The organism is Tanticharoenia sakaeratensis NBRC 103193 (assembly GCF_000963885.1).
Taxonomy (GTDB): Bacteria; Pseudomonadota; Alphaproteobacteria; order Acetobacterales; family Acetobacteraceae; genus Tanticharoenia; species Tanticharoenia sakaeratensis.
The window spans coordinates 215425-241191 of sequence record NZ_BALE01000009.1 but is presented as its reverse complement, the minus strand read 5'-3'; the positions used below and the strand labels follow the sequence as shown (position 1 = coordinate 241191).

The following is a 25767-nucleotide window of genomic DNA, read 5'->3' as shown; positions in this document are numbered from 1 at the left end:
CTTGTGCGATGTCAGACGCACCCACCGTCACGCGGCGTGCCGGGCGCAGATACAGGAACAGCGAACGCGCAGCGGTTTTCGCCGCACGTCCGCATGCCCAGCACTATTACGGGACGACCGGCAGGTCGATCGCGCTGGCCTGCGCGCCGCCACGATGAATCGTCTGGGTCGCAGATATGTAGTCGGCCGGTTTGGCATCAAAGATGTTCGGCACGAACTTTTGGGGGTTGCGATCATAGAGCGGGAACCAGCTCGACTGGATCTGCACCATGATCCGGTGGCCCGGCTGGAAGACGTGATTGATGGCCGGCAGCGTGAAGCGATATTCCTGAACGCTGTTGGACGGGATGGCTGCTGGATGCGCGAAATCATGCGCATAGCGGCCGCGGAAGATGTCCATCGACATCGGCAGTTCATAGCCGCCCATCGCAGGCGTATCGGGCGTCACGCCGGGATAGACATCGATGACCTTCACCACCCAGTCCGCATCCGTCCCGGTGGTCGCGGCAAACAGGTCCGCTGTCGGCACACCGCTCACGTGTACGGGATGATCGAGCACCGGCGTTTCATATGTCAGCACATCGGGGCGTGATTCCGCGAAACGCTGGTCCGATGTCAGCCAGGGCTTCCAGCGGGCACTGTTCGCGAACGCATAGGGGCGCGTCACGAACGGCACCGGGTGCGCCGGATCCGAGACATAGCTGTCCGCGCCTTCGGTCGCGTTGCCGAAACCGAGGCCATGATCGGCCTGCAGATAAAGCCTGCGGCCCTCGCCGATGCAGGTCGTGGTGCAGTGATCGAGCCAGTGCGGCAGGAAATCCCAGTGATCCGCGCCGGGGTTGTAGATGATCGCCTGCGGGAAGGACGCCTGCTTCGAGCCGGGCTTCAGATAGGTGTCGAAGAACGGCCGCATGACGTTCCTGCGATACCAGAGCGCCGTGTCGCCCGAGAAATGGAGCGGGCCGAGTTCGCTGCCGTTGTAGTTGACCTGGCTGTGGCGCCACGGTCCCATGACAAGAATGTTCGGCACTGACGGGTGGTTGGCCTTGATCGCGAGCCAGGAATGGATCGCACCCCACATGTCTTCCTGATCCCACAGCCCCTGTTCCCAGATCGTGGGCACGGTCAGCGGCCGCCTGGCGATCAGGTGATCCAGCGCCTGCTCCTGCCAGAACGCGTCGTATGACGGATTGGCGTGAACGCGTTGCCACCACGGGAACTGATCGAGGCCGACGCGCTTTGCGAAACCTTCGGCCGAGCCGTCACGCAGGAAGGTCGTGTAATCGTCCGCGTCGTCGCGCGGGATCGGGTCGCCACTTCCCGCCCGCATCATCTGCATCGAGAAATAATCGAAGCTCGCCTGGCGATAGGCCCCGTAATGGAACCAGTCGTCGCCCATCCAGCCGTCCACCATGGGGCTCTCGGGTGCGGCCACCTTCAGCGCCGGATGCGGATTCAGCAACGCCATGACGACCGTCCAGCCCTCATAGGACGATCCGGTCATCCCGACGCGGCCATTGCTCTGGTGCACGTTCTTCACGAGCCAGTCGATCGTGTCCCACGCATCGGTCGTGTCGTCGGTCTTCGAATGATTGAGCGGCCCGATCGGCGGCCGGGTCATCACATAGTCGCCCTCCGAACCGTACTTGCCGCGCACGTCCTGAAACACGCGGATGTAGCCCTCGTCCACGAATACGCCATCACCTTCCGGCAGGATGGACCGGATCGAATTGGCGCCCGGGATACGCTCCGCGCGCTCGGACGCATGATAGGGCGTGCGCGTCAGCAGGATTGGCGCATCGTGTGCGTTCTTAGGGATGACGATGACGGTGTGCAGTTTCACGCCGTCCCGCATCGGGATCATGACGTCCTGCTTGATATAGTCCCGTGCATCGGTCGGCAGGGCTGCGTGCTGCGGAATGTCGCTGCCGTCCTGCATCATCGAGGGATCGACCTGCCCTTGGGCGGGAGCGGACCAGCCGGCGGCGCCCAACGCCACCGAACAGAGGAGAGCGAGAACGCCTGAGCGTTTGCGACGGGATGCAATCATGAGAATGAGCATGCCATGCGTCCGCGTGATCGACCAGCACCTCCGGACTGAACCGCAACCGACGCGAGGTCGCATCGTTCCCATCTCGGGACATCTGTTCAGAGGAGCTTGTCTTTCGATGATTCGCCTGTTGATCGCACTCCTGGTGCCGTGGCTCCTATTCTTCACCATCGGGCGCCCGTTCGCCGGGATCCTGTGTGTGCTTCTTCATCTGACGATCATCGGCTGGCTGCCGGCCGCGGTCTGGGCGGTGCTTGCCTGGCGCGATTACGAGGCGAAAATGGCCTGACCTCCTCGTATTCGCACGATTGTTTCGTAGAACATGGATCGGCCTTGCTGAAAATTACTTGATCGGTCCGGGAATCGGCACTACCTCCCGGCACTCGCAGATTCGATAGCCAATCCGAAACGAGAGTGTCAGGACCATGCCGCAACTTCGCTCCCGCACGACGACCCACGGCCGCAACATGGCGGGCGCGCGGGCCCTCTGGCGCGCGACCGGCATGACGGACGGCGATTTCGGAAAGCCGATCGTCGCCATCGCCAATTCGTTCACGCAGTTCGTCCCGGGCCACGTCCATCTCAAGGACATGGGCCAGTTGGTCGGCGAGGCGGTGGCGGAGGCCGGCGGTATCGGGCGCGAGTTCAACACGATCGCGGTCGACGACGGCATCGCCATGGGCCACGGAGGAATGCTCTATTCCCTGCCCTCGCGCGAGCTGATCGCGGATTCGATCGAATACATGGTCAACGCCCATTGTGCCGATGCGCTGGTCTGCATCAGCAACTGCGACAAGATTACGCCGGGCATGCTGATGGCGGCGCTGCGCCTGAACATTCCGACCGTCTTCGTCTCGGGCGGCCCCATGGAAGCCGGCAAGATCGACGGACCGGGCGTGGACCGCAAGCTCGACCTTGTCGATTCCATGGTTGCCGCCGCGAACCCGAACGTGACGGACGCTGAATCGGAACAGATCGAGCGATCCGCCTGTCCGACCTGCGGGTCGTGCTCGGGCATGTTCACCGCCAACTCGATGAACTGCCTGACGGAAGCGCTTGGTCTCGCCCTCCCGGGCAATGGCAGCCTGCTGGCGACCCACGCCGCCCGGCGCGAGTTGTTCCAGAAGGCCGGCCGTCTGTCTGTTGAGCTCGCGCGCCGGTGGTATGAGCAGGATGACGCAACCGCCCTGCCCCGCGGCATCGCAACGCGCAGCGCCTTCCGCAACGCCATGACGCTCGACATCGCGATGGGCGGATCGACGAACACAGTCTTGCATCTGCTGGCCGCGGCGCGCGAGGCTGAAGTGGATTTTGCGATGGTCGATATCGACCGTCTGTCGCGGGAGACGCCCAACCTCTGCAAGGTCGCCCCGGCAAAAGCGAACGTGCATATGGAAGACGTGCACCGCGCCGGTGGCATTCCTGCAATTTTGGGCGAACTGGACCGCTGCGGCCTGCTCGACACGACGGTGCCGACTGTCCACGCGCCGACCATGGCTGCAGCTCTTGCCAAGTGGGACGTGATGAATGGCGACGCCGAAGCGGAGGCGCTGTTCCGCGCGGCGCCCGGCGGCGTTCGGACCACACAGGCATTCTCTCAGTCGAGCGTGTATCACGAGCTTGATCGCGACCGCATGGCGGGGGTCCTGCGCGACCGTGCCAATGCCTTCAGTCAGGATGGCGGTCTGGCCGTGCTCTACGGCAATCTCGCGGAAGACGGCGCGATCGTGAAGACCGCGGGCGTCTCGGACAAGGTGCTGACATTCACCGGAACCGCGCGGGTGTTCGAGAGCCAGGACGATGCCGTGTCCGGCATCCTCGGTGGGCGGATCGCCGCAGGCGATGTCGTCGTGATCCGGTATGAGGGCCCGCGTGGCGGACCGGGCATGCAGGAAATGCTCTATCCAACGAGCTATCTGAAGTCGAAGGGGCTTGCGGAGTCCTGCGCACTGATCACCGATGGCCGCTTCTCCGGCGGATCATCCGGGCTGTCGATCGGCCATATCTCTCCGGAAGCTGCCGAGGGCGGACTGATCGGCCTGATCGAGGATGGCGATGCGATCGAAATCGACATTCCGTCGCGCCGCCTCCACCTCGCGGTTGACGGTGCGGAGATTGCGCGTCGTCGGGACGTCATGTCCGGTCGGGGCGAGGCAGCCTGGATGCCCGATCGCGTGCGTTCGGTGTCGCCGGCCCTGCGTGCCTATGCAGCAATGACCACCAGCGCGGCGCATGGTGCTGTGCGTGACGTCAGCCAGGTTTCGAAGCGCGCGCGCTGAAAGCCACGCGCGCGGCAGGTTTTCAGGGGCTCCTGAAAACGGCGCGTGCGATATCCCTCATCTGGGATGACGCAAACATCGCGGCGGCATCGTGCCCGACACCTGGCACGATCGCCTTTTGCCATGCGCATGGGCGCCCGATCCGTCGGGCTGCCGCCTGACCCAGCGCAAAGGCCGTCTGACCACGTGTCAGGCGGTTTGATCCTTGTGCCCGAGCCTGAGGTGTTTCCGACAGGTGATGGTTGTCGGTTACGTCATTTGCCCCCAACACGATGAAAATTGGCCGTGATAGATAGGCGGCAAGCCAGCCGGGGTCAGGCGATGTGAACCCGCCGCCAAAGGGTGCCGCAACAGCCGGATCGGGCATGACATAAGTGGATGGATCGGCCAGCACGATGGCGCGCGCCGCGGTGGGCACGTAAGCTGCAACGCGACTAAGAAACTGCGCACCTGCCGAATGCCCCACCAGCATTGTGGGCAGCGGCGAGCCCGATCGGGCCTGCGCCCAACGGATCAGGTCCGGGACCATTGCCACCGGGGCCGATGTCAGCGTCGCCCGATCCGGTGTCACGCCGCCATGCTGATAGGCGGAAGACGGAAACCGGGTGGCATCGAACTGTGGCGCATAGACGAGCGCGCAAGCCGCATCCGCAAGCGGGATCGTCGCATCCCGATAGTGCCGCGCATTCCGCGCTATGCCGTGGAACACCAGAATGATGCCGCGCGGCTCGCAACTCGGACGATACGTAAAGACGGTCAGCGACGTACCGTCCACATGTGCGGTCAATCGCTGCTTCGCAGACGTGTGTGCATGCGCGGCTGGAGAGAAGATGGCGAGCAGCAGCAGAACAAGCGCTGCTCGCCATGTCATAAGTCAGGCGTCCGTAATGCGCGCAAGTGCTGCACGAAGGCGCGTGAGATCTGCGCTGAACGATGCGAGACGCTCGCGATTTTCCTCGACGACCTCGGGCTTCGCGCGCGCCACGAAGTCTGCATTGCCAAGCTTGCGTTCCACCTTGGTGATTTCTCCCTCGATCTTCGCACAATCCTTCTCCAGACGTGCACGCTCTGCCGCGAGATCGATCAGGCCCTCAAGCGGAAGGACAAGGGTGGCTTCGTCGAGCACGGCCTGGGCCGATGCCTTGGGCGCCGCGCCGTTTAGCGGCCCGATCTCGCTGACGCGCGCCATCCGGCCGATCGCTTCCGACCATGCCGTTGCGCGCGCGAGCGAGATAGCGTTGGCATCGCGCAGCCAGACCGGGGCCTTCTGCGCCGGCGGGACGTTCATTTCGGAACGAACCGCGCGCACCTCGCCAATCAGCCGGATCACCCAGTCGAGTTCCGCGCCGGCGTCACCGACCTCTGTCTTCTGCGGAAGGCTCGGCCATTTCGGTCCGTCGATGGCGTCGCTGTAACCGAAGGATTCCCAGAGTGTTGCGGTCACGAACGGGATGACCGGGTGCATCAGCCGCAGGATGACGGCGAACACGTGGGCTGCCACATCACGGATTTCCTGTGCTTCGGCATCCTCCGCACTCAGGACCGGCTTTGCGAATTCAAGGAACCAGTCGCAGAACCGGCTCCAGACGAAGCGATAGCAGCACGATGCATACTCATCGAACCGATGTGCGGCGATGGCGCGCTCGGCCTCGGCGACAGCCTGCGCCGCTTCTTCCAGGATCCAGCGGCCGAGCGTTGATGTCACGGCATCGGGCGAGAACGAACTGCTTGGCCGCACATTGTTCATTTCGCAGAACCGGGCCGCGTTCCACAGCTTGGTGACGAACGCGCGGTGTTCCTCGACCCGCTTCGGGCCGAGCTTGATGTCGCGGCCGGGTCCGGTCGCCGCACAAATAGTCAGGCGCAGCGCATCGGCGCCATATTCCTCGATCAGATCGATCGGATCGAGCCCGTTGCCCTTGCTCTTGGACATCTTCTGCCCGCGCTCGTCGCGCACCAACCCGTGCACCAGCACCGTGCGGAACGGTACATCGCCCATGAAGTGCAGGCCCATCATCATCATCCGGGCAACCCAGAAGAAGATGATGTCGAACCCGGTCACCAGGATCGAAGTCGGGTAATAGCGCGAAAGTTCGGCCGTGCTGTCTGGCCAGCCCAGCGTCGAGAAAGGCCACAGGGCGGACGAGAACCAGGTGTCGAGAACGTCCGCGTCCTGCGTCAGCGTCACGTCGTCGCCGAACTGCGCACGTGCCTGCTCGAGCGCGCCGTCCTCATCGTGTGCAACGAACACCGTGCCATCAGGTGTGTACCACGCCGGAATGCGATGCCCCCACCAGAGCTGGCGGCTGATGCACCAGGGCTGGATGTCACGCATCCACGCGAAGAACGTGTTCTCCCAGGATTTCGGTTCGAAGGCGACGCGTCCATCCTCGACCGAGGCGATTGCGGGGCCTGCCAGCGTCTTCGCATCGCAATACCATTGCGTGGTCAGCCTCGGCTCGACGATGGCGCCCCCACGTTCGGCATGCGGCACCTGCAATGTGTGTGCCTCGACCTTTTCCAGCAGGTCGAGCGTCTCAAGTTCGGCGACAATGACCTTGCGCGCCGCGTCGCGCGGCTGACCGGCGAGGGATTCCACGAACTGCTGCGATGCGACGCCGGGCACGTCGCGCAGATCGGCTCCGATGTCATCGAGGTTGATGCACGCTGTCTCGTCCAGCATCGTCAGCTGCGGAAGATCGTGACGCTTGCCGACCTCGAAATCATTGAAATCATGGGCAGGCGTGATCTTGACGGCGCCAGTGCCCTTCTCGGGGTCGCAATAGCTGTCGGCTATGATCGGGATCTGCCGCCCGACCAGCGGAACGGTCGCGAATTTGCCGATAAGCGCCGTGTAGCGTTCATCTTCAGGGTGAACGGCAATCGCCACGTCGCCCAGCATCGTCTCGGGGCGGGTCGTGGCGATCGTGATCGAGTGGCCGCCCTCGACGGGATAGCGAATGTGCCACATATGGCCGCGCGTCTCGCGGTTCTCGACCTCGAGATCGGAAATCGCGGACCGGAAAGCCGGATCCCAGTTGACCAGACGGCGATCACGATAGATCAGCCCTTCACGGTGAAGCGAGACGAACACTTCCCGCACGGCGCGGGACAGTCCCTCGTCCATCGTAAAGCGCTCGCGCGACCAGTCCGGCGACGCGCCGAGGCGGCGAAGCTGCTGCGTGATCTGGCCACCGGATTCGCGTTTCCAGTCCCACACGCGTTCGACGAACGCCTCGCGGCCAAGCGCCTTGCGGCTGACGCCTTCCTTGTCGAGCGCACGCTCCACGACCATCTGCGTCGCAATACCGGCATGATCGGTTCCCGGCTGCCACAGGACATTATCACCGGCCATCCGGTGCCATCGCACGAGGATATCCTGCAGCGTGCTGTTGAGCGCATGGCCGAGATGCAGCGAACCCGTAACGTTCGGCGGCGGGATTACGACCGAGAACGGGTGGCCGTTTGCCGAAACGTCGGCCTTGAAAGCGCCGCCGGATTCCCAACGGGCGTAGAGGTCCGCCTCAGCGGCGCCGGGGGTAAAGCTCTTATCCAGCATCGGTTCGCACTCCGGGTCCTTGCAATCCTTGGCGTGCGCTTGTGTCCCAGCCGGCGCAGAATTGCCACCCCCAGAAGACTCTCTCTCAGCGCTGCGCCATCTTCGAAATCTCTGCGCGGACCATGATCTCGACGAGAGATGGAAGATGAGCATCGAGCCAGGTGCGCACCATGGCGCGGACCTCTTGCCGCACCATGTCCTCGATCGTGATGCTTCCGACGCTAACGGGGGTCGCCCCTGTAATGGTCGTCCGGCGCTCGTGGCGGGAGAGCGCTTCGTGCAGGGCATCCAGCGAACGCTCGGCCGCGGCTCGCGTCTCATCGCCGATCAGACGATCGTCCGGGATCTGCTGCTTCGGCAGATCGTCCGGTGCGTCGAAACGCGTTGTCGGCGGCTCAGGCTGTACCGCCGACGCAGCGGATATCGGCGCAGAGGAACTGGCTAGCTCCGGATTTGTCTCGGGTCTGCCCAGCGCAGGCGGCCGCTCGCGCTCCTGCGCGCGTTGGGCAATTGCGAGAAGGCTGTGATCCGGCTTGGACATCGGGGACGCGTCCGAAGCCGGTTCATCGGGTGCAACGAGCATGGATCGATCAAGCATAAGCGTGTCGCCGTCCGGCTCGCGATCCGTATCAATGTCATTGGCGACATCGTCACGCGCGGGCTGATCTTCTTTCAGAATCCGGCGGATCGAGTGCAGAACGCTTTCGATCGACTGCTCGTCCGAATCCGTATCGCTGCCGATCGTCTTTGGCTGCACCGTCATTAAATGTCGACCTTTCCAGAATTGCCTGCAGTTAGCCCGTCAACGGCCCGGCTGTCCCACCGCATAGTCGTTGATGCCCCAGAGACGGTCTTTCACCGCCTTGTAATAAGCCTTCTCGTCATAGAGAGGTACCTGGAGCTGGAGATCGACTGCTGTCAGTCGCCCGATCGCGGCCGCAACATTGTAGGACGCCTGAACAAGACTGCTGAGGCTCTGTACCAGCGCAATCTGTGACTGGAGCAGCGTCTCCTGCTGCTGCAGAACAGCAAGCGTCGTGCTCGTGCCGACGATTGCCTGGCGCTCGACGCCATCCAGCGCGACCACATTGGCGGAAATCGCAACGCGGTTGCTGGAGATGGCGGCCTGATAGGCCATCATCTGCTGCCAGTTGGAGGCTGCGAGCTGAAGAGCCGCACGACGCTGGACATCGACGTCGCGATGCGAAGCCATCGCCTGCTGGCGCGCCTGACGCACCGCCGCGTATTCGGATCCACCCTGATAAATCGGAATATTGAAGTTCAGCAGGGCGTATTTGTTATCCGTTCCATAGCCCGAATAGCCTTGGTTGATGGAGTGCGTGTAAGCTGCTTCAGCGGATATCTTGGGCATGATCGCGGACACGGCCACGGCGACAGCATCTTTCTGGGACGCCTCGGTAAACAGCGCGTTCACGACGTTCGGATTGTTCTGGACGGCCAGACCCACAGCTTCCTGCTCGGACTTGACCGGCAATGCGAGCGGCTGCGGCGGAATGAGATTGGGCGGCGGCGCCTGGCCTACGATCTGCAGATAGGTCGCCTGCGCCGTCTGAAGCGTGCCTTCCGCCTGCTGACGCGTGGCGCGCGCGCTGGCAAGCGCCGCGCGGGCCTGTGCCACATCCGTCTGGGTAATCTCGCCTGCGTGGAACCGGGTCTCGGTTGCCGCAACCTGCTGTTCGAGCACGTGCTCGTTGTTGATATCGAGCTGGAGAAGCTGCTCGTCCTCGACCACGCCGATATAGGCCTGAACGACGTTGCTGAAGACCTGCTGTTCGGTCGCGATCAGCCGCGCCCGTTCGGCCATGACGCGATTGACCGCCTGATGGGTCGCGGCCGTCGTATGGCCGCCACTGTAAAGCGGCTGGGTGATGCTGAGCTGACCGGCGTATCCGGGCGTCGCATACGTACGCGGAGGCTGAACGACCCCACCATATGTGCCGTAGCTCGTCGAGCCCTGATAATAAGACAGCGCCATGCTGCCCTGGATTGTCGGGCGCCAGCCCGCAAGGGCCGTCGGTACCTGTTCGTCCGTCGCGCGCAGCGTCGCGCGTTCTTCCTGCAGGGTCGGATTGGTCAGGTAGGCATTGGCCAGAGCCTGCTGCAGCGTATGGGGAATCGCCGTCGGCGAGCCCGAGCCGTCATATTTCTGGGCCAGGGCCGTGGAACCGCAAAGCCCGGCAGCCAGTCCGATGCCTGCCGGGGCATAGCGCGCAAAGATGCGTCCTGCGGAAGAAGTCATGCCGATCCCTGTCGATAGCAGCGCCGAGGATGGCGCAATCCGGTGAACCGGACGTTAACAGGCTGGCGCAATCTCGAAAAGAAACTACAGCGAGACGCCTGTGAGCATCAGATCGATCGGAGTGACTTGACCTCTTCTGCGGGACAGTCGATATAGCCACCGGCCTCGCTCCGGTCCGGTGGCAGAATGGTGATGTAGCGGACTGCAAATCCGCGAATGTGGGTTCGATTCCCGCCCGGACCTCCAGCGATGGCCGCCTTCAGCTATGCGCCTCGGCGTAAGCTGCCGCTGCGCCGAAGAGACCCGGCTGCGGATGCGTGATGATCTTCACGGGCATGTCCGTCATCATCGCTTCGAAACGCCCCTTCGCGACGAAGCGCTCTGCAAATCCTGAATTCGCAAGCTGATCCGCCAGGCGCAGACCCAAGCCTCCTGCAATCACGACGCTATGCGCACCATGAGCCAGGGCCAGATCGCCGGCGATGGACCCAAGGCTCAGACAGAAACGCTCGAGAGCCGCTTCCGCCAACGTATCGCGACGTTCCAGCGCCATGGTCCAGAGCTGCCGGTTGTCGCGCACCGTGATTGGCAGCGACTGGATGTCGGCAATGATCTCGTAAAGATTGCTGAGGCCGGGTCCCGACACGACCCGCTCGGCCGACACGCGGCGGAACCGCTTGCGCAGGGCGGAGAGGATCTTGTCCTCAAGCTCGTCAACTGGCGGGAAGTCGATGTGTCCGCCTTCCGTCTCCATGACAAAATACCGGCTTCCGCGACGCAGCAGGCACGCGGCGCCAAGCCCGGTTCCCGGCCCGACAATGGTCGTCGCACCTGACGAGGGCATCGCGCGGTCAGGGCCGCAGAGATGCTTGAGATGCTCCGGGCCGACCTGCGCCACGGCATGACCGACAGCACCGAAATCGTTGACGAGGACGAAGTGGTCGAGATGCAGTCGGGATGCGAGCTGACCGGGCTGGATGATCCACGGATTGTTGGTCATCTTCAGGACTTCGCCCTGGATCGGACAGGCGACCGCGATCCCGGCTTCACGCGGAAGAGGACGTCCGAGACGGCGGCCGAACGCCTCCCAGGCAAGTGCGAAGCTCGCATGTTCCGCACAGCGCAGCGTGGTTTCTTCCGCAAGGCTCAGCACCTTGCCATCCTCGACTTCGGCCAGCGCGAAACGCGCATGAGTGCCGCCAATATCGACCGCTACGATTTCTTTCATGATACTGACGTCCTTGGCATCGATTGAGCGGGCCCGTGGCCCGAGAGACCTTTTCCACCCTGATCATCACGGAATGATGATCAGGTTGAAACATTCATGCGCGATCACTCGCAGTCTCTCACGAACGCGTCAAGAAGCGTCGGGATCGTATCGGTCAGGGACTTTGGGTCACCTTCACGCGCCCAAGAAGAGCCGCGCGGAGCCGATAGGGCGCCAGCATGTCGATGATGCGCAACACGTGGAACGGCCATGGGAAGACGATGTGCCGTTTCCCCTGCGCACTCGCTTCCACGATCAGTCGCGCCGCGCGCGCCGGCTTGACAAGGAACGGACGCGCACCGCTGAGCCGCCGGCTCATGGGGGTATCGATGAAGCCGGGCGAGACGAGAAGAACCGGCACGCTGCGCGGACGCGTGTAGAGGTCGAGCGCCGTCGAGAACCGGGCGAGACCCGCCTTGGATCCTGAATAGGCCGTCCCGAATGGGAGGTCGTGGAATGCCGCGACAGAACCGATCATGATGATGCGTCCGCCGCGCGGCAGCATCTTTCCGGCGGCGACGGTCGCGAGCACGCTGGGCGTCACGTAGTTGACCAGGCCCAGTGCCCGCACACGCTCCGGATCTTCGGTCAGTGCATCGGGCGCGCGAATATCCGAAAGTCCGGCGTTGAAGATTGCGATGTCGACCGGATCGCGCGCGTCATCTTCCAGATAGGCATGCTCGGCGGCCGTCGGGTTCTCCAGGTCGACGATGCGCGTAACGACCATGGCGCCAAGCGCCCGGCAGGAACCGGCCACGGCGTTCAGCCGCTCCTCGTTTCGCCCCCAAAGCGTCAGGCGATGGCCAAGCGCTGCATGGTGGCGGGCAAGTGCCGCTCCAAGTCCGCCTGATGCCCCTGTGACCAGGACGTGTGGTTCCCGGGTCTGCGACCGCTGTGCGCCGTTCATGCTGTCGCCTCCTTTGCGAATCCGTTCGTGACGTGACATCTATCGCGGCTTGGCCAAGCTGGAAAACAGCCGCCCCTCCCGATCATGGAAGTTCGAGACCACCGTGCCACAGCCCGAATCTGACCTCGTGCGCTCCGACTCCCCCGCTGATGCGGTGTCGGTGACCCCGGTTGCGGACAAGGCTGGTATCGCGCTCTTCATCAGTCTTCCGCGGCGCCTGTATGCGGGACTTGCAGGCTTCGTGCCGCCCCTCGACCTGGAACAGGCCGATCTCCTGCATCCCGCGAAATCGGCGTTTTACCGGCATGCATCGGTCCAGATGTTCATCGCATGGCGCAGCGGCGCGCCGGTGGGCCGGATCTGCGCGCAGGTCGATTTCGTGGCACAGTCGCAGGACGCAAACGCGCCCGGATATTTCGGTGCGCTCGATGCGATCGACGATCGTGCTGTCGTTCATGCGTTGCTGGACGCGGCGCAGGACTGGCTGAGGGCTCAGGGAATGCGCGGGATGCGCGGCCCCCTCACGCCTAGCCCGAATGGCGAATCGGGCCTGATGATCGAAGGACAGTCCGAGCCGGCGATGATTGCCATGCCGTGGCACCCTGTATGGCTTGCGGATCATGTTGCCGCCTTCGGGTTCGACGAGACCAACGATCTTCTGAGTTACCGCATGCCGTTGGACGGGACGACCGAGCTGGCGCACGCGGTCCCGGACGGCATGAAGCCGGGCCAGGGTGCGTTGCGCAACATCGCCATCAAGAGCCTGTCGAAGAAGGAAATCGCCCAGCAGGGCGAGGTCCTGCGGACGCTGTATAATGACGCGTGGAAGAACACTTGGAATTTCGTGCCGCTGCAGTCCTACGAAATCGAATCGATGATCAAGCAGCTTGCTCCCCTGCTGCGGTCGGAACATTACGTTCAGATCGAACAGAACGGCGTTCCGGTCGCCATGGCGCTCGTCGTGCCCAATCTCTATGACATTGCCGGCGATCTCGGCGGGGCTCCCTCGCCTTTCGGGTGGGCCCGGCTCGGCATACGGCTGCTGCGACACCGCTTCACATCGGCCCGGGTGATCCTGCTGGGCGTGTCATCCAGGCTGCAGGGGACACTGCTCGGCGCGCTGATGCCGGGCGTCGCGATCGCGGAACTGTTTCAGCGCGGACACAGCCTGCCCTACAATCATGTGGATCTGGGCTGGATCCGCGAACATGATATGCCGATGCGGCGGCTGATCGAGCGCATCGCGCCTCTGCCCAACAAGCGGTATCGCGTCTACGAGCGCGCCATCGAACGCCCGGCGCCCGACACTGGCCCCTGAAGCCCGGAGCACCGGATGGAACACGTGTCCTCGCCTCGTCGTCCCAAACCGGTCTTCGCGGCGCTGACGCGTTACCAGCTGGCAGCCGACATCGAACAATGGGGTTGGCGCATCGGGCCGCACACCTATGGCCGCCCCCGCGTGCTGGAGCCTGAAATGGCACCACTCGAAATCGGCGATTTCTGCTCGATCGGTCCCGACGTCACAATCATTCTCGGCAATCACCGCATGGATACGGCGACGACCTATCCGTTCGGCGTGCTCGGATCGTTCTGGGGCCTGACCGGCGAAGCACCGCGCGACCATGAGGGGCGCGGTGCCGTCTCGATCGGACACGATGTCTGGATCGGGCTCGGTGCGACCATTCTTCCCGGCACGCGGATCGGTACAGGCAGCGTCATCGGTGCGCAGACCACGGCGCGCGGCGACATTCCGCCCTACAGTATCGTGGCGGGCAATCCAGGCCGCATCGTCCGACGCCGGTTCGACGAGCAGACCATCACGCGCCTGCTCGCGCTGGGCTGGTGGGATTGGCCCGAGGACAAGATCCGTGCGGCGTTGCCGCTGATGACGGGCGACGATCTGCAGGCGTTTCTTTCGGCTTATGAAACGCCCGTCAGAAGTGCTGCCAGCCCGGACGGGCAAAGCTGATGCCCCGTCCTGCCTGATCCAGCACCACGACACCCTGCCCCGGCTCGACGGCACCGATGCGGGTCAGTGCGGTGCCACTGGCGGACGCAGCCGCCAGAAGCGCATCGGTTCGATCGGCGGGACATGTCAGCAGGAGTTCGTAGTCGTCTCCACCGGTCAATCTGGTCTCGAGCCAGTCGCCGCCGGCCGCCCGTGCTGCCGCTGACGAGGGCACGCAATCCGCATCGATCGTGATCCGGACGTTGCTTGCACGTGCGAGATGGCCCGCGTCCTGCACCAGGCCGTCAGAGATATCCATGGCGGCATGGGCAATGTCGCGGACAGCGAGACCCAGGCCCATCCGCGGATGCGGCAGGAGATAACGGTCGCGCAGCATGCCATCAGGATCGGGCAGCTTCCCTTGCCGTGCCAGCAGCCCCAGCGCAGCATCGCCGATCGTTCCGCTGGCCCAGACCGAATCGCCTGGTCGAGCGCCGGATCGGCGAAGCGCGGCGCCCGCCGGGACATCGCCGAGGATTGTCAGCGACAGCACCAGAGGTCCGGTAGAACGCGTCGTATCGCCCCCGAACAGGGTAAGACCGAATGTCGCCTGGTCAGTCGCAAGACCGCGAGCGAACTCTGAAAACCATGCGTCATGCAGACGATCGGGTTTTGCAATCGCAAGCAGATAGCCCCGAGGTACTGCGCCCATGGCCGCAAGGTCGGACAGATTGCATCGGAGCAGTTTGCGGGCGATCAGGTCGGGCGGATCGTCCGGGAAAAAATGAACCGCCTCCACCATCATGTCGGCGGAAATGACCGTTTCCATGCCGGCGGATGGTCGAAAGAGGGCGGCGTCATCGCCGAGCCCGAGCCCCTCCGGGCCGGCAAGCGGCGCGAAGTGCCGGGCGATGAAGCCGAATTCGCCCGGCGCCTGCGGATCGTCAGTCATCCGTGTCCGGTGTCTGAAGGGCGCGCGCCTTGGCCAGAGCGTCCAGCACCCCGTTCACCAGCTTGGGTTCGTCGCCCGAGAAGAAACCGTGCGCGACATCCAGATACTCGTTGATGACCACGCGCGGCGGCGTATCGCTGCCGAATTCGAAGACGGCCGCGCGCAGGAGCGCACGCAGGACCGGATCGAGGCGATGGAGCGGCCAGGCTTCCGGCAGCGCGCCGGAAAGCTCGGCATCGATACGGTCCTGCGCCACGGTCGTGCCACGCACGATCATGCCGAACAGGCGGAAATCCGCATCGGGCATCTGCCCTTCGTCGATGTCTTCGGTGCTGGTTCCGCCAAGGCGATGGCGCGTGAATTGGTCGGCAACGGTCTCTGCGGTCTCGCCGGCCTGCTCGCACTGGAAAAGCGCCTGAACGGCGGCGACGCGCGCGGTCGTGCGCGAACGGGCTTTCGGCGGGCGTCCGGGCGCAGTTGAATCGGTCATGGGGGCGTCCTCTCAGCCTGTATGGGCCAGCGTGTCAGTCCAACGGATCCGCGCGGTCGGGCAGCCGTTCGGACACGCCTTCGGGCTGCATGTCCGTCAAGATGTCCGAGAATTCGCCGATCTCGTGGAAGTCACGGTAGACGCTGGCGAAGCGGACATAGGCCACCCCGTCGATGTCATGCAAGGCGTCCATCGCCAGCTCGCCAATTCGCTTCGATGCGATCTCGGGCTCACCGGAGGCTTCGAGCTGTCTGACAAGGCCGTTGACCACACGCTCGATACGTTCCTCCTGAACCGGACGCTTGCGCAGGGCGATGCGGATCGAGCGCATCAGCTTGTCCCGATCGAACGGGACCCGGCGGCCATCGGCCTTGATGACGACGAGTTCGCGCAACTGGACCCGCTCGATCGTCGTGAAACGCTGCGCGCATCCGGCGCAGACGCGGCGCCTGCGGATGGACGCGCCGTCGTCGTTCGGGCGGCTGTCTTTGACCTGGGTGTCTTCGTGGCCGCAAAACGGGCAACGCATCGCGAGGGGTATCTCCTGGAACCGACCGGACAAACCGGCCTAGCCCGATTATCCCACAGATCACAGCGTCGCGCCAAAGCATCGTGGCAGTCGGAAACGGCGCGAACATTGAGCCTGATGATACAATACCGCATGATGTCATGAAATCAGAGGCTTCGGAGTTCGCAGAGTGACGAAACACCCCCGCCCGGCTGGCATGATCCACCGGGGTACGATCCGCGCCGGGTATATCGGTGCCCTGTTTTCGGGATTGGCACTTCTGGTCTCAGCCGCCGCCTTGGCACAGACGCCTCGACCCGACGCGGACACCGATCTGCCGGGACAGCGCAACGCCGGTGCCGACATCTCGGTGACGGCGCCGAGCTTTCAGCTCGTGCCGGGACATTCGGATCTGGCGGATGGCTATTTCACGATCGAGAACCACAGCAGCCAGACCCATCTTCTGACGGGGATCACGGCACCCGCGTGCCAGCAGATCATCGCGCGCCATACCGATCAGGAGCCGACGGAAAAGACGAGCGCGCTGTTCACGCACCTTGCCCTGCCGAAGCACACGGCCATGGTGTTTTCAGTCGGTGGCTATCATTTCGTCTGTCTCGGCCTGAAGTCCGGGATCCTGCCTGGCGGTTCGGTCCCGGTGACGTTCGTGTTTCTCGGCGGCTCAAGCAGAACGCTGCAGTTTCCCGTCGAACAGGCCGCCCGTCAGGAGTGACGGCGGACGCATCAAGGGCGGCTCAGAGAGCGCCCAGTGCGGTCAGGATCGCGTCCGCATAGCGATCGAGCTTGGATGCGCCGACGCCCTTGATGCGGCCGAGCGAGGCCCGGTCCTGTGGATTGTCCCGCGCGATGTCCCGCAGGACGCTGTCGTGAAAGATGACGTAGGGCGGGATCGTCTGTTCCCGCGCCTCCGACAGACGCCATGCGCGCAAGGCATCGAACAGCGCCTCGGACGCAGGATCGAGCGCAGGCTCGGTATCGCGACCGCCGTCTCGCGCAGTGTCACGCCCGCGCGACGAACGTCCACGGGCTAGTGCCGCCGTCTGGTCGTCACGCAGGAGAACGGGCTCTTCTCCGCGCAGAATGGGGCGTGCGACGTCAGGATCGAGCGCCAGGGCACCATGTTCGCCGACCGTGCGAATGGCGCCGCGTGCGATCAGTTGCCGGATCACGCCACGCCACCATGTCGCATCGTGATCCTTCCCGACCCCGAATACGGACAGGTGCTGGTGCGCGTTGCGCGTGACCGCGTCGTCCGCCTTGCCGCGCAGCACGTTGGTAAGATGAACGGCGCCGAACCGTTGCCCGGTTCGATAGATGGCAGAGAGCACCTTCTGTGCGGCCTGCGTTCCGTCGAACGTCGCGACCGGATTGCGGCAGTTGTCACAATGGCCACATGACTCCGCCAGCGTTTCCCCGAAACAGGCCAGGAGCGCGCGCGTGCGGCAACCCGTCGTCTCGGTGAGCGCGATCATGCTTTCCAGCCGCTGGCCCATGATGCGGCGTTCGCTCTCGGGCGCGTTGGACTGCTCCAGCCAGTGGCGCGCGCGAGCCATGTCCTCGCCGCCGTAGAGCAGGACGGTGTCGGCCATAGCCCCGTCGCGGCCCGCGCGTCCGATCTGCTGATAATACGCCTCCGGCGAACCCGGCATGTCGAGATGGACGACGCAGCGCACGTCCGGGCGGTCGATGCCCATGCCGAAGGCGATGGTCGCCGCGATGACCATCGGCTCCCCTGCACGAAAGCGCGTCAGCGCCGCACGCTTTTCCATCGGCGACAGACCGGCATGAAACGCAAGTGCCGTGATGTTGCGCTGTCGCAGGGAATTGGCGACCCGTTCGGTCTTCGCGCGCGACCCGCAATAGACGATGCAGGCGCCCGTCGCTCCAGGTCCCGTGTGAGCGGCGAGCGCATCCTGAAGCTGTCGTGTCTCGCCGGTTTTCGGCAACGCCGCGATCATCAGGTTGGGGCGGTGAAAGCTCGCCGTCAGTACACGCGCGTGACGCATGTCGAGGGCTGCAAGAATGTCGTCGCGTGTTCGTGGATCGGCAGTTGCGGTCAGGGCAATGCGCGGAACGCCGGGGAAGATGTCGCGTAGCGTGGACAGGCCGCGATATTCCGGCCGGAATTCATGGCCCCATGCGGAGATGCAGTGCGCCTCGTCGATCGCGATGACCGAGAGCTTGCGGCGGGCGAGCCAGTCGCGCGTTCCGGGCGACAGCAACCGCTCGGGCGAGACATACAGGATGTCGATGCGATCGTTCGACAGATCGGCCCGGATCTGGGCCGCCTCGTCGGTTTCCAGCTCGGAATGAAGTGCAGCCGCACGGACGCCCACCTGCCGGAGAGCTGCCACCTGATCGTCCATCAGGGCGATCAGGGGGGAGACGACAAGGCCCATGCCGGGGCGGCAGAGCGCCGGAACCTGATAGCAGAGGCTCTTGCCTCCACCTGTTGGCATCAGGACGAGCACGTCCTCGCCGCGCATGACACTTTCGACCGCGTCTTCCTGCAGGCTCCGGAATGCCGGAAAGCCGAACACGCGGGCGAGCACCGCCTGCGGTGTCTCCCGTCCGGCCTGAAGAATGTCGCTTTCGGTCAAGGGTTACGGAACGTCCGTATCAGGGATCGACGTCAATCATCACGCGGCGTGCGGCGACCGCGGCTTCGGCGTCATTCCTGGGCGCATGCGCCGTCTGGTGAATGACGGCCGATCCGACGCCGTCCTGCCGCAGCGTGTCGGCCACGAGCTTCGCCCGCTGCATGGCCAGCATTTCGTCAGCCGACAGATTGCCGTGGGCCGCGGCATAGCCTTCGACCTCGATCGAGCTCGAATGCTTCGTGCGCGCGTCGGCAGCGGCGGCGGCAACCGTGTTGGCGGCAGCACTCTCGAGCTGGGTGGACCCCGTCGTGAAGAACACCACGAACTTGTCCCGATCGGACCCCGTCGTCGTGCAGCCAGCGACAGACAATGCCGCGATGCTGGCGAAACCGAACAAGGCGGCGGGAGACAGACGGAACATCAAAGCTTCCTCAGTTCTTGCGGCCGGACCGGCCTGGCGTGGCGCCGCAACCGTCGAAGGTTCGCGCGTCTGAGGGTTGGTGCCTCGCGCGGTGGCAGCCGTCAATCCCGCGAACCGGCAACCGAGCCATCCGCTCATACGGGTTGTGCTGCAAGATGGCCGTTCTGCAGCAGCCAGACCTTGTCGAGGCGCTCCGCCCCGGTCAGCCGGTGAGCGATCAGAAGCACCGTGCGACCGGTCGTCGTCTCGTAAAGTGTGGTCAGGAACGCCCGTTCAGTTTCGGCATCGAGTCCGGTCGCCGGCTCGTCAAGGATGAGAATCGGCGCATCGGAAAGCAGCGTGCGCGCCAGAGCGATGCGTCGCCCCTGCCCGCCCGAGAGCGTCATGCCGCCCTCTCCGAGCCAGGTATCGAGACCTTCGGGCAGGCTCCGCACCACGTCGCCCACAGCCGCCCGGTCAAGCGCTGCAAACAGGGCGTCGTCGGACATATCGGGCCGACCGAGCGTGAGGTTGCGCCGGATCGTGTCGGCGAACAGATGCGTATGCTGCGACAGCCAGGCGACGCGGCTGCGCAAAGCATCATCATCGAGAGCCGCAATATCCACGCCGTCGAGCAGGATCCGACCCGATTGCGGGGCTGCGGCCTTGAGAAGCAGAGCCGCGAGACTGGACTTGCCGGCACCCGACGGGCCGATGATTGCAAGCCGTTCGCCCGGCGCAATTGTCAGGGACAGATCGTCGAACACCGGCGCCCGGTCGGCTGCCCATCGGAACGTCACATGCTCGAGTGCAAGAGCCGTGCCGCTCGGCAGGGGCGCAGTTCCCTTCGCGGCGGGGGCCTCATGTGCGATTTCGACGATCCGCTGGGCCGCATGAGAGACTTCGCCCGCCAGAACGCCTGCGCGGACCAGGCCGGACACGCTCTCGAACGCCGCAACCGTCAGGAACAGGAGCGCGATCGTGGCGAGTGGGGAGGTTCTCGGCAGGCCCAGTCCGAGCGCCGAGAGCACCACGGCAATCAGGGCGATTTGACCGATGAGATAGGAAAAGCCGCCGGCCAGCGCGAGCTGCCCAGCCCTTGTGCGCTGGGCCGCGAACAGACGCTCCTGCCGTTGCGTGACAGCCCGGGCCAACATGCGTTCGGCACCGAAAGCCCGCGCTTCACGCAGCCCTTGCGCAAGGTCAAGCGCGCTTTCCCGAAGCGCGCTCTCGCGCGTCAGGATCAGTTCGCCCGACGGACGCGTTGCGCGGGCGGCGACGTAGGGCGCAACAAACGCGGCCAGGATGAACAGGATTACGACGACGATACCGATCGCAGGTCCTGTCGTGAGACCAACCCACATCAGGATCGGCAGGGTGATGACGGCGCCTGCCAGCGGGATCGCCAGGCGCAGATAGAGGTTATCCAGCGTTTCGATATCGGAAACGAGACGTGTCAGGAGATCGCCTGTACGACGAAAGCCCAGACCTGCCGCCGCTCCGCGGGCCAGTTGCCGAAAAAACCAGACGCGCAAGGCTGCCAGCGCCCTGAACGTCACGTCATGTGTATAGAGCCGTTCGGCATAACGCAGGATGATCCGACCCAGGCCGATGGCGCGAAGACCGTAGAATGCCAGTCCGGCCCCGAGCGCCATGCCGCTCAGCCGTGCGCCGGCATTCGCCATCAGCGCAAGACCTGCAGCAACGGCCGCGAGCGACAGGATCATGCCGAAGGCAAGGCGCCCGAAGAAAGGCCGCCAGACCTCGAGAATTTCCCGCAGTGGACCCTGCGACGGCGCGTTTCCGCGCGAGCTCACGTGCTCGCTCATGCCACTGCCCTCAGCTCTGACATACGCCCATGCGACAGTTCCAGAACCTGGCCCCCAAAGCCGCGCGTCGCAGCGGAATGGCCGCACAGGATGACCGTCCGCCCGGCAGCAAGTGTATGCAGCGTGACCAGAATCTCGGCTTCCGTCTCGGGATCCAGATGAGCCGTCGGCTCATCCAGCAGCAGCAAGGGGGCATCTTTCAGAAATGCGCGCGCAATGGCGACACGCTGCGCCTGACCGCCGGACAACCCGAACCCGCCTTCTCCGAGGTGCGTGTCGAGCCCCTGAGGCAACAGCTCGATGACCCTGTCGAGTGCCGCAGCCGAGACGGCGGCCCGCAGTTCGGCGTCGGTTGCGTCAGGGCGCGCAAAAAGGATGTTTTCCCGCACGGTCGCGGCGAACAGCATAGGCCGCTGACCGACCCAGGCGCTTGCAGTGGCGATGTCGCGCGGCTGGAGCGTCGCAAGATCCGTGGTGTCGAACAGGATCTGGCCATGGTCGGGCCGAATGAATCCGAGCAGCATCTCGATCAGCGTTGATTTGCCCGAGCCCGAGGGCCCTGTCAGGATCAGTGTCTGACCGGCAGGAATCTTGACGTCTATATGCTCGAGTGTCGGCCCGCGTTTCTCGTCCCACGAAAAGGCGACATCCCTGAGCGTCACGGACAATCCGGCACGTGCCCGGACGGGCTGCGCAGGCTCGGGAATGCTTGCCTCGGGCCCGAGATCCTGCATCGCCTCCGCGGCATTCGCAGCCTGTGCACGGTCCTGATAGGCAAGAGCCAGCGAACGGAGAGGCGCGAAAAACTCCGGTACGAGCAACAGCGCAAATAATGCGGATGCTACGGCCTCGACATCGGTCGTGCCCGTTTCGGCCAGAACCAGCAACGTCCGGCCCTGCGAGATCACGATGGCGACGATTGCAATCACCATGGCGGCATCGATCGCAGCCGACGACAGGAAGGCGACACGCAGAATCCGCATTGTGCGGCGGCGCAGCTCGTCAGCCGCTTCAGCCAGCGCTTCGGCTTCGCGCTCCGCAGCGCCCGAAAGGACGATGGTCGCGATGCCCCTGATACGATCGAGAAAGCGCGACTGAAGCCGTGTCAGCGCCTGAAACTGATTGCGCGACGCGACCCCCGCCCCGATCCCGAAAACGGCCTGCGCGACCGGTACCACGAACCCGCAGACGGCAAGCACGAGTGCCGCATCGATGTTGCGGGTCGCAACGCCGATCAGAATGATGGCAGGTGATGCGATCCAGAGGACGGATGCAGGGACCCAGCGGGAAAAGTAGCTGTCGAGCGCCTCGATACGGTCGACCAGCACCGCTGCGATTTCAGCGCTGTGCTGCCGACGCAGCAAGGCCGGCCCCTCGCCCGTGATCCGGCCAAGGACGCGCTCGCGGAGGCTTCGCCGCGCACGAATTCCGGCGGCAGCGGCTGCCCGCTCCTGCGCATAGGTCAGGCCCGCGCGAATGAATGCGAAGAACGCGAACATCATGATCGCGTGCGTTGCATTGCCACGATGCAGCAACGCGTCTGCCAGGCTCTCGGCAAGAGCATAGGCCTGCCCCAGCGCCATGACGCTGCCACACAGTCCAAGCATCATCACGGGACCGGCCGCGCGTCGCGCTGCCTTCGATTCAGCGCGCGTCCACGCGCGAACCACGGATCTGTCAGCCTTCATGAACTGGCCATATAGGCCCCGAACGCTGCCAGACATAGTGCGATGCGCGATTGTTGCTGAACATTTAAGTTCAGGTAATGTTTTCGGTCCGCCGTACATTTTCAGGGGTGAACCGGAGCCGATAACGGGTCCCGTGTTCTGTCTCGATATCCAGAGACGCCCGGATCTGGCGCGCAAATCCCCGGATGAGTTGCAGGCCAATGCCCGGTCGTCGCCCGTCATCCGTTCGGGTCGCCGCAATGCCGACGCCATTGTCGGCAACGATCAACTCGGCCTGATCACCGTCCATGGCGAGCCGCACCAGCACGCGTCCCGTTCCGTCATCCGGATAGGCATGGCGCAGTGCGTTACTGAGCACCTCGGTCACGATCAGGGCGAGCGGCACGGCCTGATCGGGTGAGATCGCAACCGTCTGGACGTCGAGGTCCAGGCGAACACGGCCGGTTTCAGTAAAGCCATTGGCCGTGAAAATCTGTCGGCAGAGTTCATCCATGAACGACCGGACGTCGAGCTGAGAAATGCCGCCATCAGGGTAGAGATAGCGATGCAGCGTTGCCAGTGCCCGGACACGGTCGCGCACGAGCCGAAACTCCTCGCGCGCTTCCGGGGATCGCACGCGGCTGGCCTGAAGGTTCAGAAGCGAGGCGACAACCTGAAGGTTGTTTTTGACCCGATGATGGATCTCCCGGATCAGCAGCGTCTGGTTCTGGGCGGCGCGCCGCAGCCGCGCTTCATGCCGGTTCAGCCGCATCGTGGCACGCGTCATGGCGCGTTCCAGATGACGAAGCTCCAGCGGCACGGCGCGCCCGAGATCCGGCGCGAAAGCCCCGCCCCGTCGCCATTCCATGACGGCGCTGGCCAGCGTCTCCATGGGATCGACGAGGAACGCATGCGCCGCGATGGCCACAAGGACGAGTTCGAGCGCCAGAAATGTCGTGATCAGGAAAACACGCCAAACGAACAGGCGCAGCGCATGCGCTTCGTCCTGTGTGGGCATGGTTGCGACCACGACCCGGGCCGGGCCGAAGGCCGGTCCCATCGCCCACGTGCCGCCATGTGTTTTCGTGTAGACGATTTCGCCGGAATGCTGCTTGCGCGCTTCCTGTCGCTCGAGCCTGGCCACGACGCCCGGATCCAGGGCATCTCCGCCGGCCTGGTTGATAATGACCGGAAACGGAGCGTTGCCTGGAGTAACGAACCACGCATGCCCGGCGAGAGCTGTCAGCAGCGTATGACGTGAGTCATCGCGCGGCAGAGCGTCGTTCTGCCAGCCGAGCGTCCTGATGCCGAGCATGACACCGCGTGCATCGTGCCCCGCGTTGTCCCGATAGTGGCAAGGTAGTTTCACGAGGGACAGCAGCTGACCGCGAACGTTGATGATGCCCGTCTGTCCTACCGAGCCGGTCATGGGCTCGGAGCCGGTCAGGCCGCCCGGACATCCGTCGGAACTGGTTCCGCGAACCGAGACGAGCGGCACGCCACTCTCGTCACGCAGTTCCATCAGGCAATACCGATGTAGCGTCACCGACTGGATCAGCGCGAACTGTCCAGCCATGGCACTGGTGTTTGACGCCATCTCCGAAATAACGGTCAGTGTGTCGGTCGTGCGATCGATATCGCGCTCGATCTCGCCGTTGATCTGCGAGGCAAGTCCGACAGCGGAGCCGGTCGCCTGGCTTGCAACCGACACGTAGGCTCTCCAGGCAAGCAGGGCTGCGATGATGGCAAGCGGCATGGTCGCGCCCAGCATGAGGCTGACCACGCGCGATCCGACCGTATCAAACCACGCAGCCGACTTTAGCGGCCATTTGGACCAGGGCCACCGCCGGGCGCTACCGTTCAAAAGAATACGGTCCTTACTTAGCTGATTATGACATGCCGAAAGAGCAGATTGGACTGCAGGCGCCCACGCGTGCAGCCCGGAGACTGTTCAGGACTGGGTCTTGTCCCTGTCATCCTCGATCAGACGCAGTAACTCCTCCGGGATCGGCTCGTTGGCGACGTCGTCAAACAACTGATGCAGACCGCGCCTTAGCCACAACCCAAATGCAGTTTCGTCCTCCGGCGCGTCGGAATTGGGAGGATCAGGCTGTTCGCCGCCAGGTCCCCGGTTCATCGCATCACCCTGTCTTCAAAAACCGATATTCAAACAACCGCTGATCGGACCGATGGTTGCCCTTGCCAATATGGCGGATCGGGACCGAGCGTCGATGAAGGCAGAATTCGCACAGGCATCGAATGACGAGCCTTCGGAACTGCCACGGTGCTGGCTTACCCGGATAACGTTTCAAAACCGGCTTTATATCAGCATCGTTTCTGATTGTGTCGTCAAATTCGGACGCATACACGCAAAAAACCGGACGCCACTGCACGGCGCCCGGCTTGTTGCTGTTTTATGTCGATCGTAACAGATCAGCCCAGCAGATCTTCACCCCGCTGACCTGAACGCTGGCGTGCGTCCATTGCGGCCCGCAGAGCGGACACCTTGACGCGAAGCTTGTCATTGGCCGGAAGATCGCCGGTCATCCAGGCTTCAAGCTGACGACGGGCACGGAACACACGACTCTTCGCCGTGCCGACTGCACAGCCAGTCGCTTCGGCCAGCGCCTCGTAGCTCATGCCCTGGACCACGACCATGACGAGCGCTTCGCGCTGGTCGGCCGGGAGACGGGACAGCGCCATCGAGAGGTCCTTCAGCGCGAGGTTGTCCTCGTGCGTCGGGTTGGTTGCGAACGATGCCGCGGGCACATCGTCGATGTCCGTGGTATCACGACGCTTGCGGAGATCCGAGATGAACCGGTTGCGCAGGATGCGATGCATCCATGCCGAGAAATTGGTGCCGGGAATGAAACTATCCTGCGCGGCGAGCGCATTGCAGACAGCGTCCTGCACCAGATCTTCAGCGGCTGCGCGATTGCGGGTCAGAGAAAGGGCCTGAACCCGCAGCTTCGGCAGAATGGCAATGACCTGGCTGTGGAAGGTCGTCATGTCTTTGTCTCCCGTGTTTCT

General features: G+C 64.0%; 22 protein-coding genes and 1 tRNA gene. 6 read left to right on the top strand and 17 right to left on the bottom strand.

All coding sequences use genetic code 11. The features are described 5' to 3' along the window. Window positions 1–106: 106 nt before the first annotated feature. The gene (locus B8446_RS03800) at window positions 107–2062 is read right to left on the bottom strand and encodes a CocE/NonD family hydrolase (RefSeq protein ID WP_148505829.1); all 1956 of its coding nucleotides are present in this window, start codon (window positions 2060–2062) and stop codon (window positions 107–109) included. Between the two features lie 109 nt (window positions 2063–2171). On the opposite strand from B8446_RS03800, the gene B8446_RS03795 reads away from it, so the two are divergent. Further along, window positions 2172–2339, top strand: coding sequence for a hypothetical protein (locus B8446_RS03795; protein ID WP_048847456.1), 168 nt, complete (start codon window positions 2172–2174; stop codon window positions 2337–2339). Window positions 2340–2475: 136 nt separating this feature from the next. Beyond that, complete coding sequence (gene ilvD, locus B8446_RS03790) at window positions 2476–4329, top strand: dihydroxy-acid dehydratase (protein ID WP_048847310.1); 1854 nt, start codon at window positions 2476–2478, stop codon at window positions 4327–4329. 22 nt (window positions 4330–4351) lie between these two features. Here the strand turns inward: ilvD and B8446_RS03785 are convergent, their stop codons facing one another. The 4 genes from B8446_RS03785 to B8446_RS03770 form a co-directional block, all read right to left on the bottom strand. Next, window positions 4352–5200: an alpha/beta hydrolase gene (locus B8446_RS03785; protein ID WP_048847307.1), complete on the bottom strand. Its 849-nt coding sequence runs from the start codon at window positions 5198–5200 to the stop codon at window positions 4352–4354. 3 nt (window positions 5201–5203) lie between these two features. Next, window positions 5204–7888 carry a valine--tRNA ligase gene (locus B8446_RS03780; RefSeq protein ID WP_048847306.1) on the bottom strand — a complete coding sequence of 895 codons (2685 nt, stop codon included), beginning with the start codon at window positions 7886–7888 and terminating at the stop codon, window positions 5204–5206. Window positions 7889–7973: 85 nt separating this feature from the next. Then, a complete protein-coding gene (locus B8446_RS03775; RefSeq protein ID WP_053053677.1) occupies window positions 7974–8651 on the bottom strand; it encodes a DUF2497 domain-containing protein in 678 nt (225 codons plus the stop codon). A gap of 39 nt (window positions 8652–8690) precedes the next feature. Then, window positions 8691–10148, bottom strand: coding sequence for a TolC family outer membrane protein (locus B8446_RS03770; RefSeq protein ID WP_048847304.1), 1458 nt, complete (start codon window positions 10146–10148; stop codon window positions 8691–8693). Window positions 10149–10320: 172 nt separating this feature from the next. Between B8446_RS03770 and B8446_RS03765 the strand changes: the two genes are divergently transcribed. Next, window positions 10321–10394 (top strand) — tRNA-Cys (locus B8446_RS03765). 13 nt (window positions 10395–10407) lie between these two features. Here B8446_RS03765 and glk read toward each other — a convergent pair. Continuing rightward, on the bottom strand, window positions 10408–11400 hold the full coding sequence (gene glk / locus B8446_RS03760; protein WP_264921736.1) for a glucokinase: 993 nt from the start codon (window positions 11398–11400) through the stop codon (window positions 10408–10410). Window positions 11401–11530: 130 nt separating this feature from the next. Beyond that, window positions 11531–12322: an SDR family NAD(P)-dependent oxidoreductase gene (locus B8446_RS03755; RefSeq protein WP_048847299.1), complete on the bottom strand. Its 792-nt coding sequence runs from the start codon at window positions 12320–12322 to the stop codon at window positions 11531–11533. A gap of 127 nt (window positions 12323–12449) precedes the next feature. Here B8446_RS03755 and B8446_RS03750 point away from each other — a divergent pair, with 127 nt between their 5' ends. Next, window positions 12450–13640 (top strand): hypothetical protein, encoded by a 1191-nt coding sequence (locus B8446_RS03750; RefSeq protein WP_048847452.1) that lies wholly within the window; start codon window positions 12450–12452, stop codon window positions 13638–13640. A 15-nt stretch (window positions 13641–13655) separates the two neighbouring features. Further along, complete coding sequence (locus tag B8446_RS03745) at window positions 13656–14291, top strand: CatB-related O-acetyltransferase (protein WP_048847297.1); 636 nt, start codon at window positions 13656–13658, stop codon at window positions 14289–14291. Here the strand turns inward: B8446_RS03745 and thiL are convergent. The 3 genes from thiL to nrdR are packed head-to-tail and all read right to left on the bottom strand — an operon-like array spanning window position 14257 to window position 16241. Then, window positions 14257–15222 carry a thiamine-phosphate kinase gene (gene thiL, locus B8446_RS03740; protein ID WP_048847295.1) on the bottom strand — a complete coding sequence of 322 codons (966 nt, stop codon included), beginning with the start codon at window positions 15220–15222 and terminating at the stop codon, window positions 14257–14259. The two genes, B8446_RS03745 and thiL, sit on opposite strands and share 35 nt — an antisense overlap. Then, window positions 15215–15712, bottom strand: coding sequence for a transcription antitermination factor NusB (nusB, locus tag B8446_RS03735; RefSeq protein WP_048847293.1), 498 nt, complete (start codon window positions 15710–15712; stop codon window positions 15215–15217). Before nusB ends, thiL begins: the two co-directional genes overlap by 8 nt. A 34-nt stretch (window positions 15713–15746) precedes the next feature. Beyond that, the gene (nrdR, locus tag B8446_RS03730) at window positions 15747–16241 is read right to left on the bottom strand and encodes a transcriptional regulator NrdR (RefSeq protein ID WP_048847291.1); all 495 of its coding nucleotides are present in this window, start codon (window positions 16239–16241) and stop codon (window positions 15747–15749) included. Window positions 16242–16410: 169 nt separating this feature from the next. On the opposite strand from nrdR, the gene B8446_RS03725 reads away from it, so the two are divergent. After that, window positions 16411–16953: a copper chaperone PCu(A)C gene (locus tag B8446_RS03725; protein ID WP_148505828.1), complete on the top strand. Its 543-nt coding sequence runs from the start codon at window positions 16411–16413 to the stop codon at window positions 16951–16953. 22 nt (window positions 16954–16975) lie between these two features. Here B8446_RS03725 and recQ read toward each other — a convergent pair whose 3' ends face one another. The 7 genes from recQ to B8446_RS03690 all read right to left on the bottom strand — a co-directional run bounded on the left by recQ (window position 16976) and on the right by B8446_RS03690 (window position 25746). Continuing rightward, window positions 16976–18841: a DNA helicase RecQ gene (gene recQ / locus B8446_RS03720; RefSeq protein ID WP_048847289.1), complete on the bottom strand. Its 1866-nt coding sequence runs from the start codon at window positions 18839–18841 to the stop codon at window positions 16976–16978. A gap of 19 nt (window positions 18842–18860) precedes the next feature. Further along, on the bottom strand, window positions 18861–19262 hold the full coding sequence (locus B8446_RS03715; RefSeq protein WP_048847287.1) for an OmpA family protein: 402 nt from the start codon (window positions 19260–19262) through the stop codon (window positions 18861–18863). Between the two features lie 134 nt (window positions 19263–19396). Next, window positions 19397–21070 (bottom strand): thiol reductant ABC exporter subunit CydC, encoded by a 1674-nt coding sequence (cydC, locus tag B8446_RS03710; protein WP_048847284.1) that lies wholly within the window; start codon window positions 21068–21070, stop codon window positions 19397–19399. Beyond that, the gene (gene cydD, locus B8446_RS03705) at window positions 21067–22758 is read right to left on the bottom strand and encodes a thiol reductant ABC exporter subunit CydD (RefSeq protein ID WP_048847447.1); all 1692 of its coding nucleotides are present in this window, start codon (window positions 22756–22758) and stop codon (window positions 21067–21069) included. The genes cydC and cydD overlap by 4 nt, the downstream gene beginning before the upstream one ends. Window positions 22759–22828: 70 nt before the next feature. After that, window positions 22829–24520, bottom strand: a complete 1692-nt coding sequence (locus tag B8446_RS03700) for a sensor histidine kinase (protein ID WP_148505827.1) — start codon at window positions 24518–24520, stop codon at window positions 22829–22831. A gap of 168 nt (window positions 24521–24688) precedes the next feature. Continuing rightward, a complete protein-coding gene (locus tag B8446_RS03695; RefSeq protein WP_048847280.1) occupies window positions 24689–24874 on the bottom strand; it encodes a NepR family anti-sigma factor in 186 nt (61 codons plus the stop codon). A gap of 296 nt (window positions 24875–25170) precedes the next feature. Continuing rightward, on the bottom strand, window positions 25171–25746 hold the full coding sequence (locus B8446_RS03690; RefSeq protein ID WP_048847277.1) for a sigma-70 family RNA polymerase sigma factor: 576 nt from the start codon (window positions 25744–25746) through the stop codon (window positions 25171–25173). Between the last annotated feature and the right edge of the window lie 21 nt (window positions 25747–25767).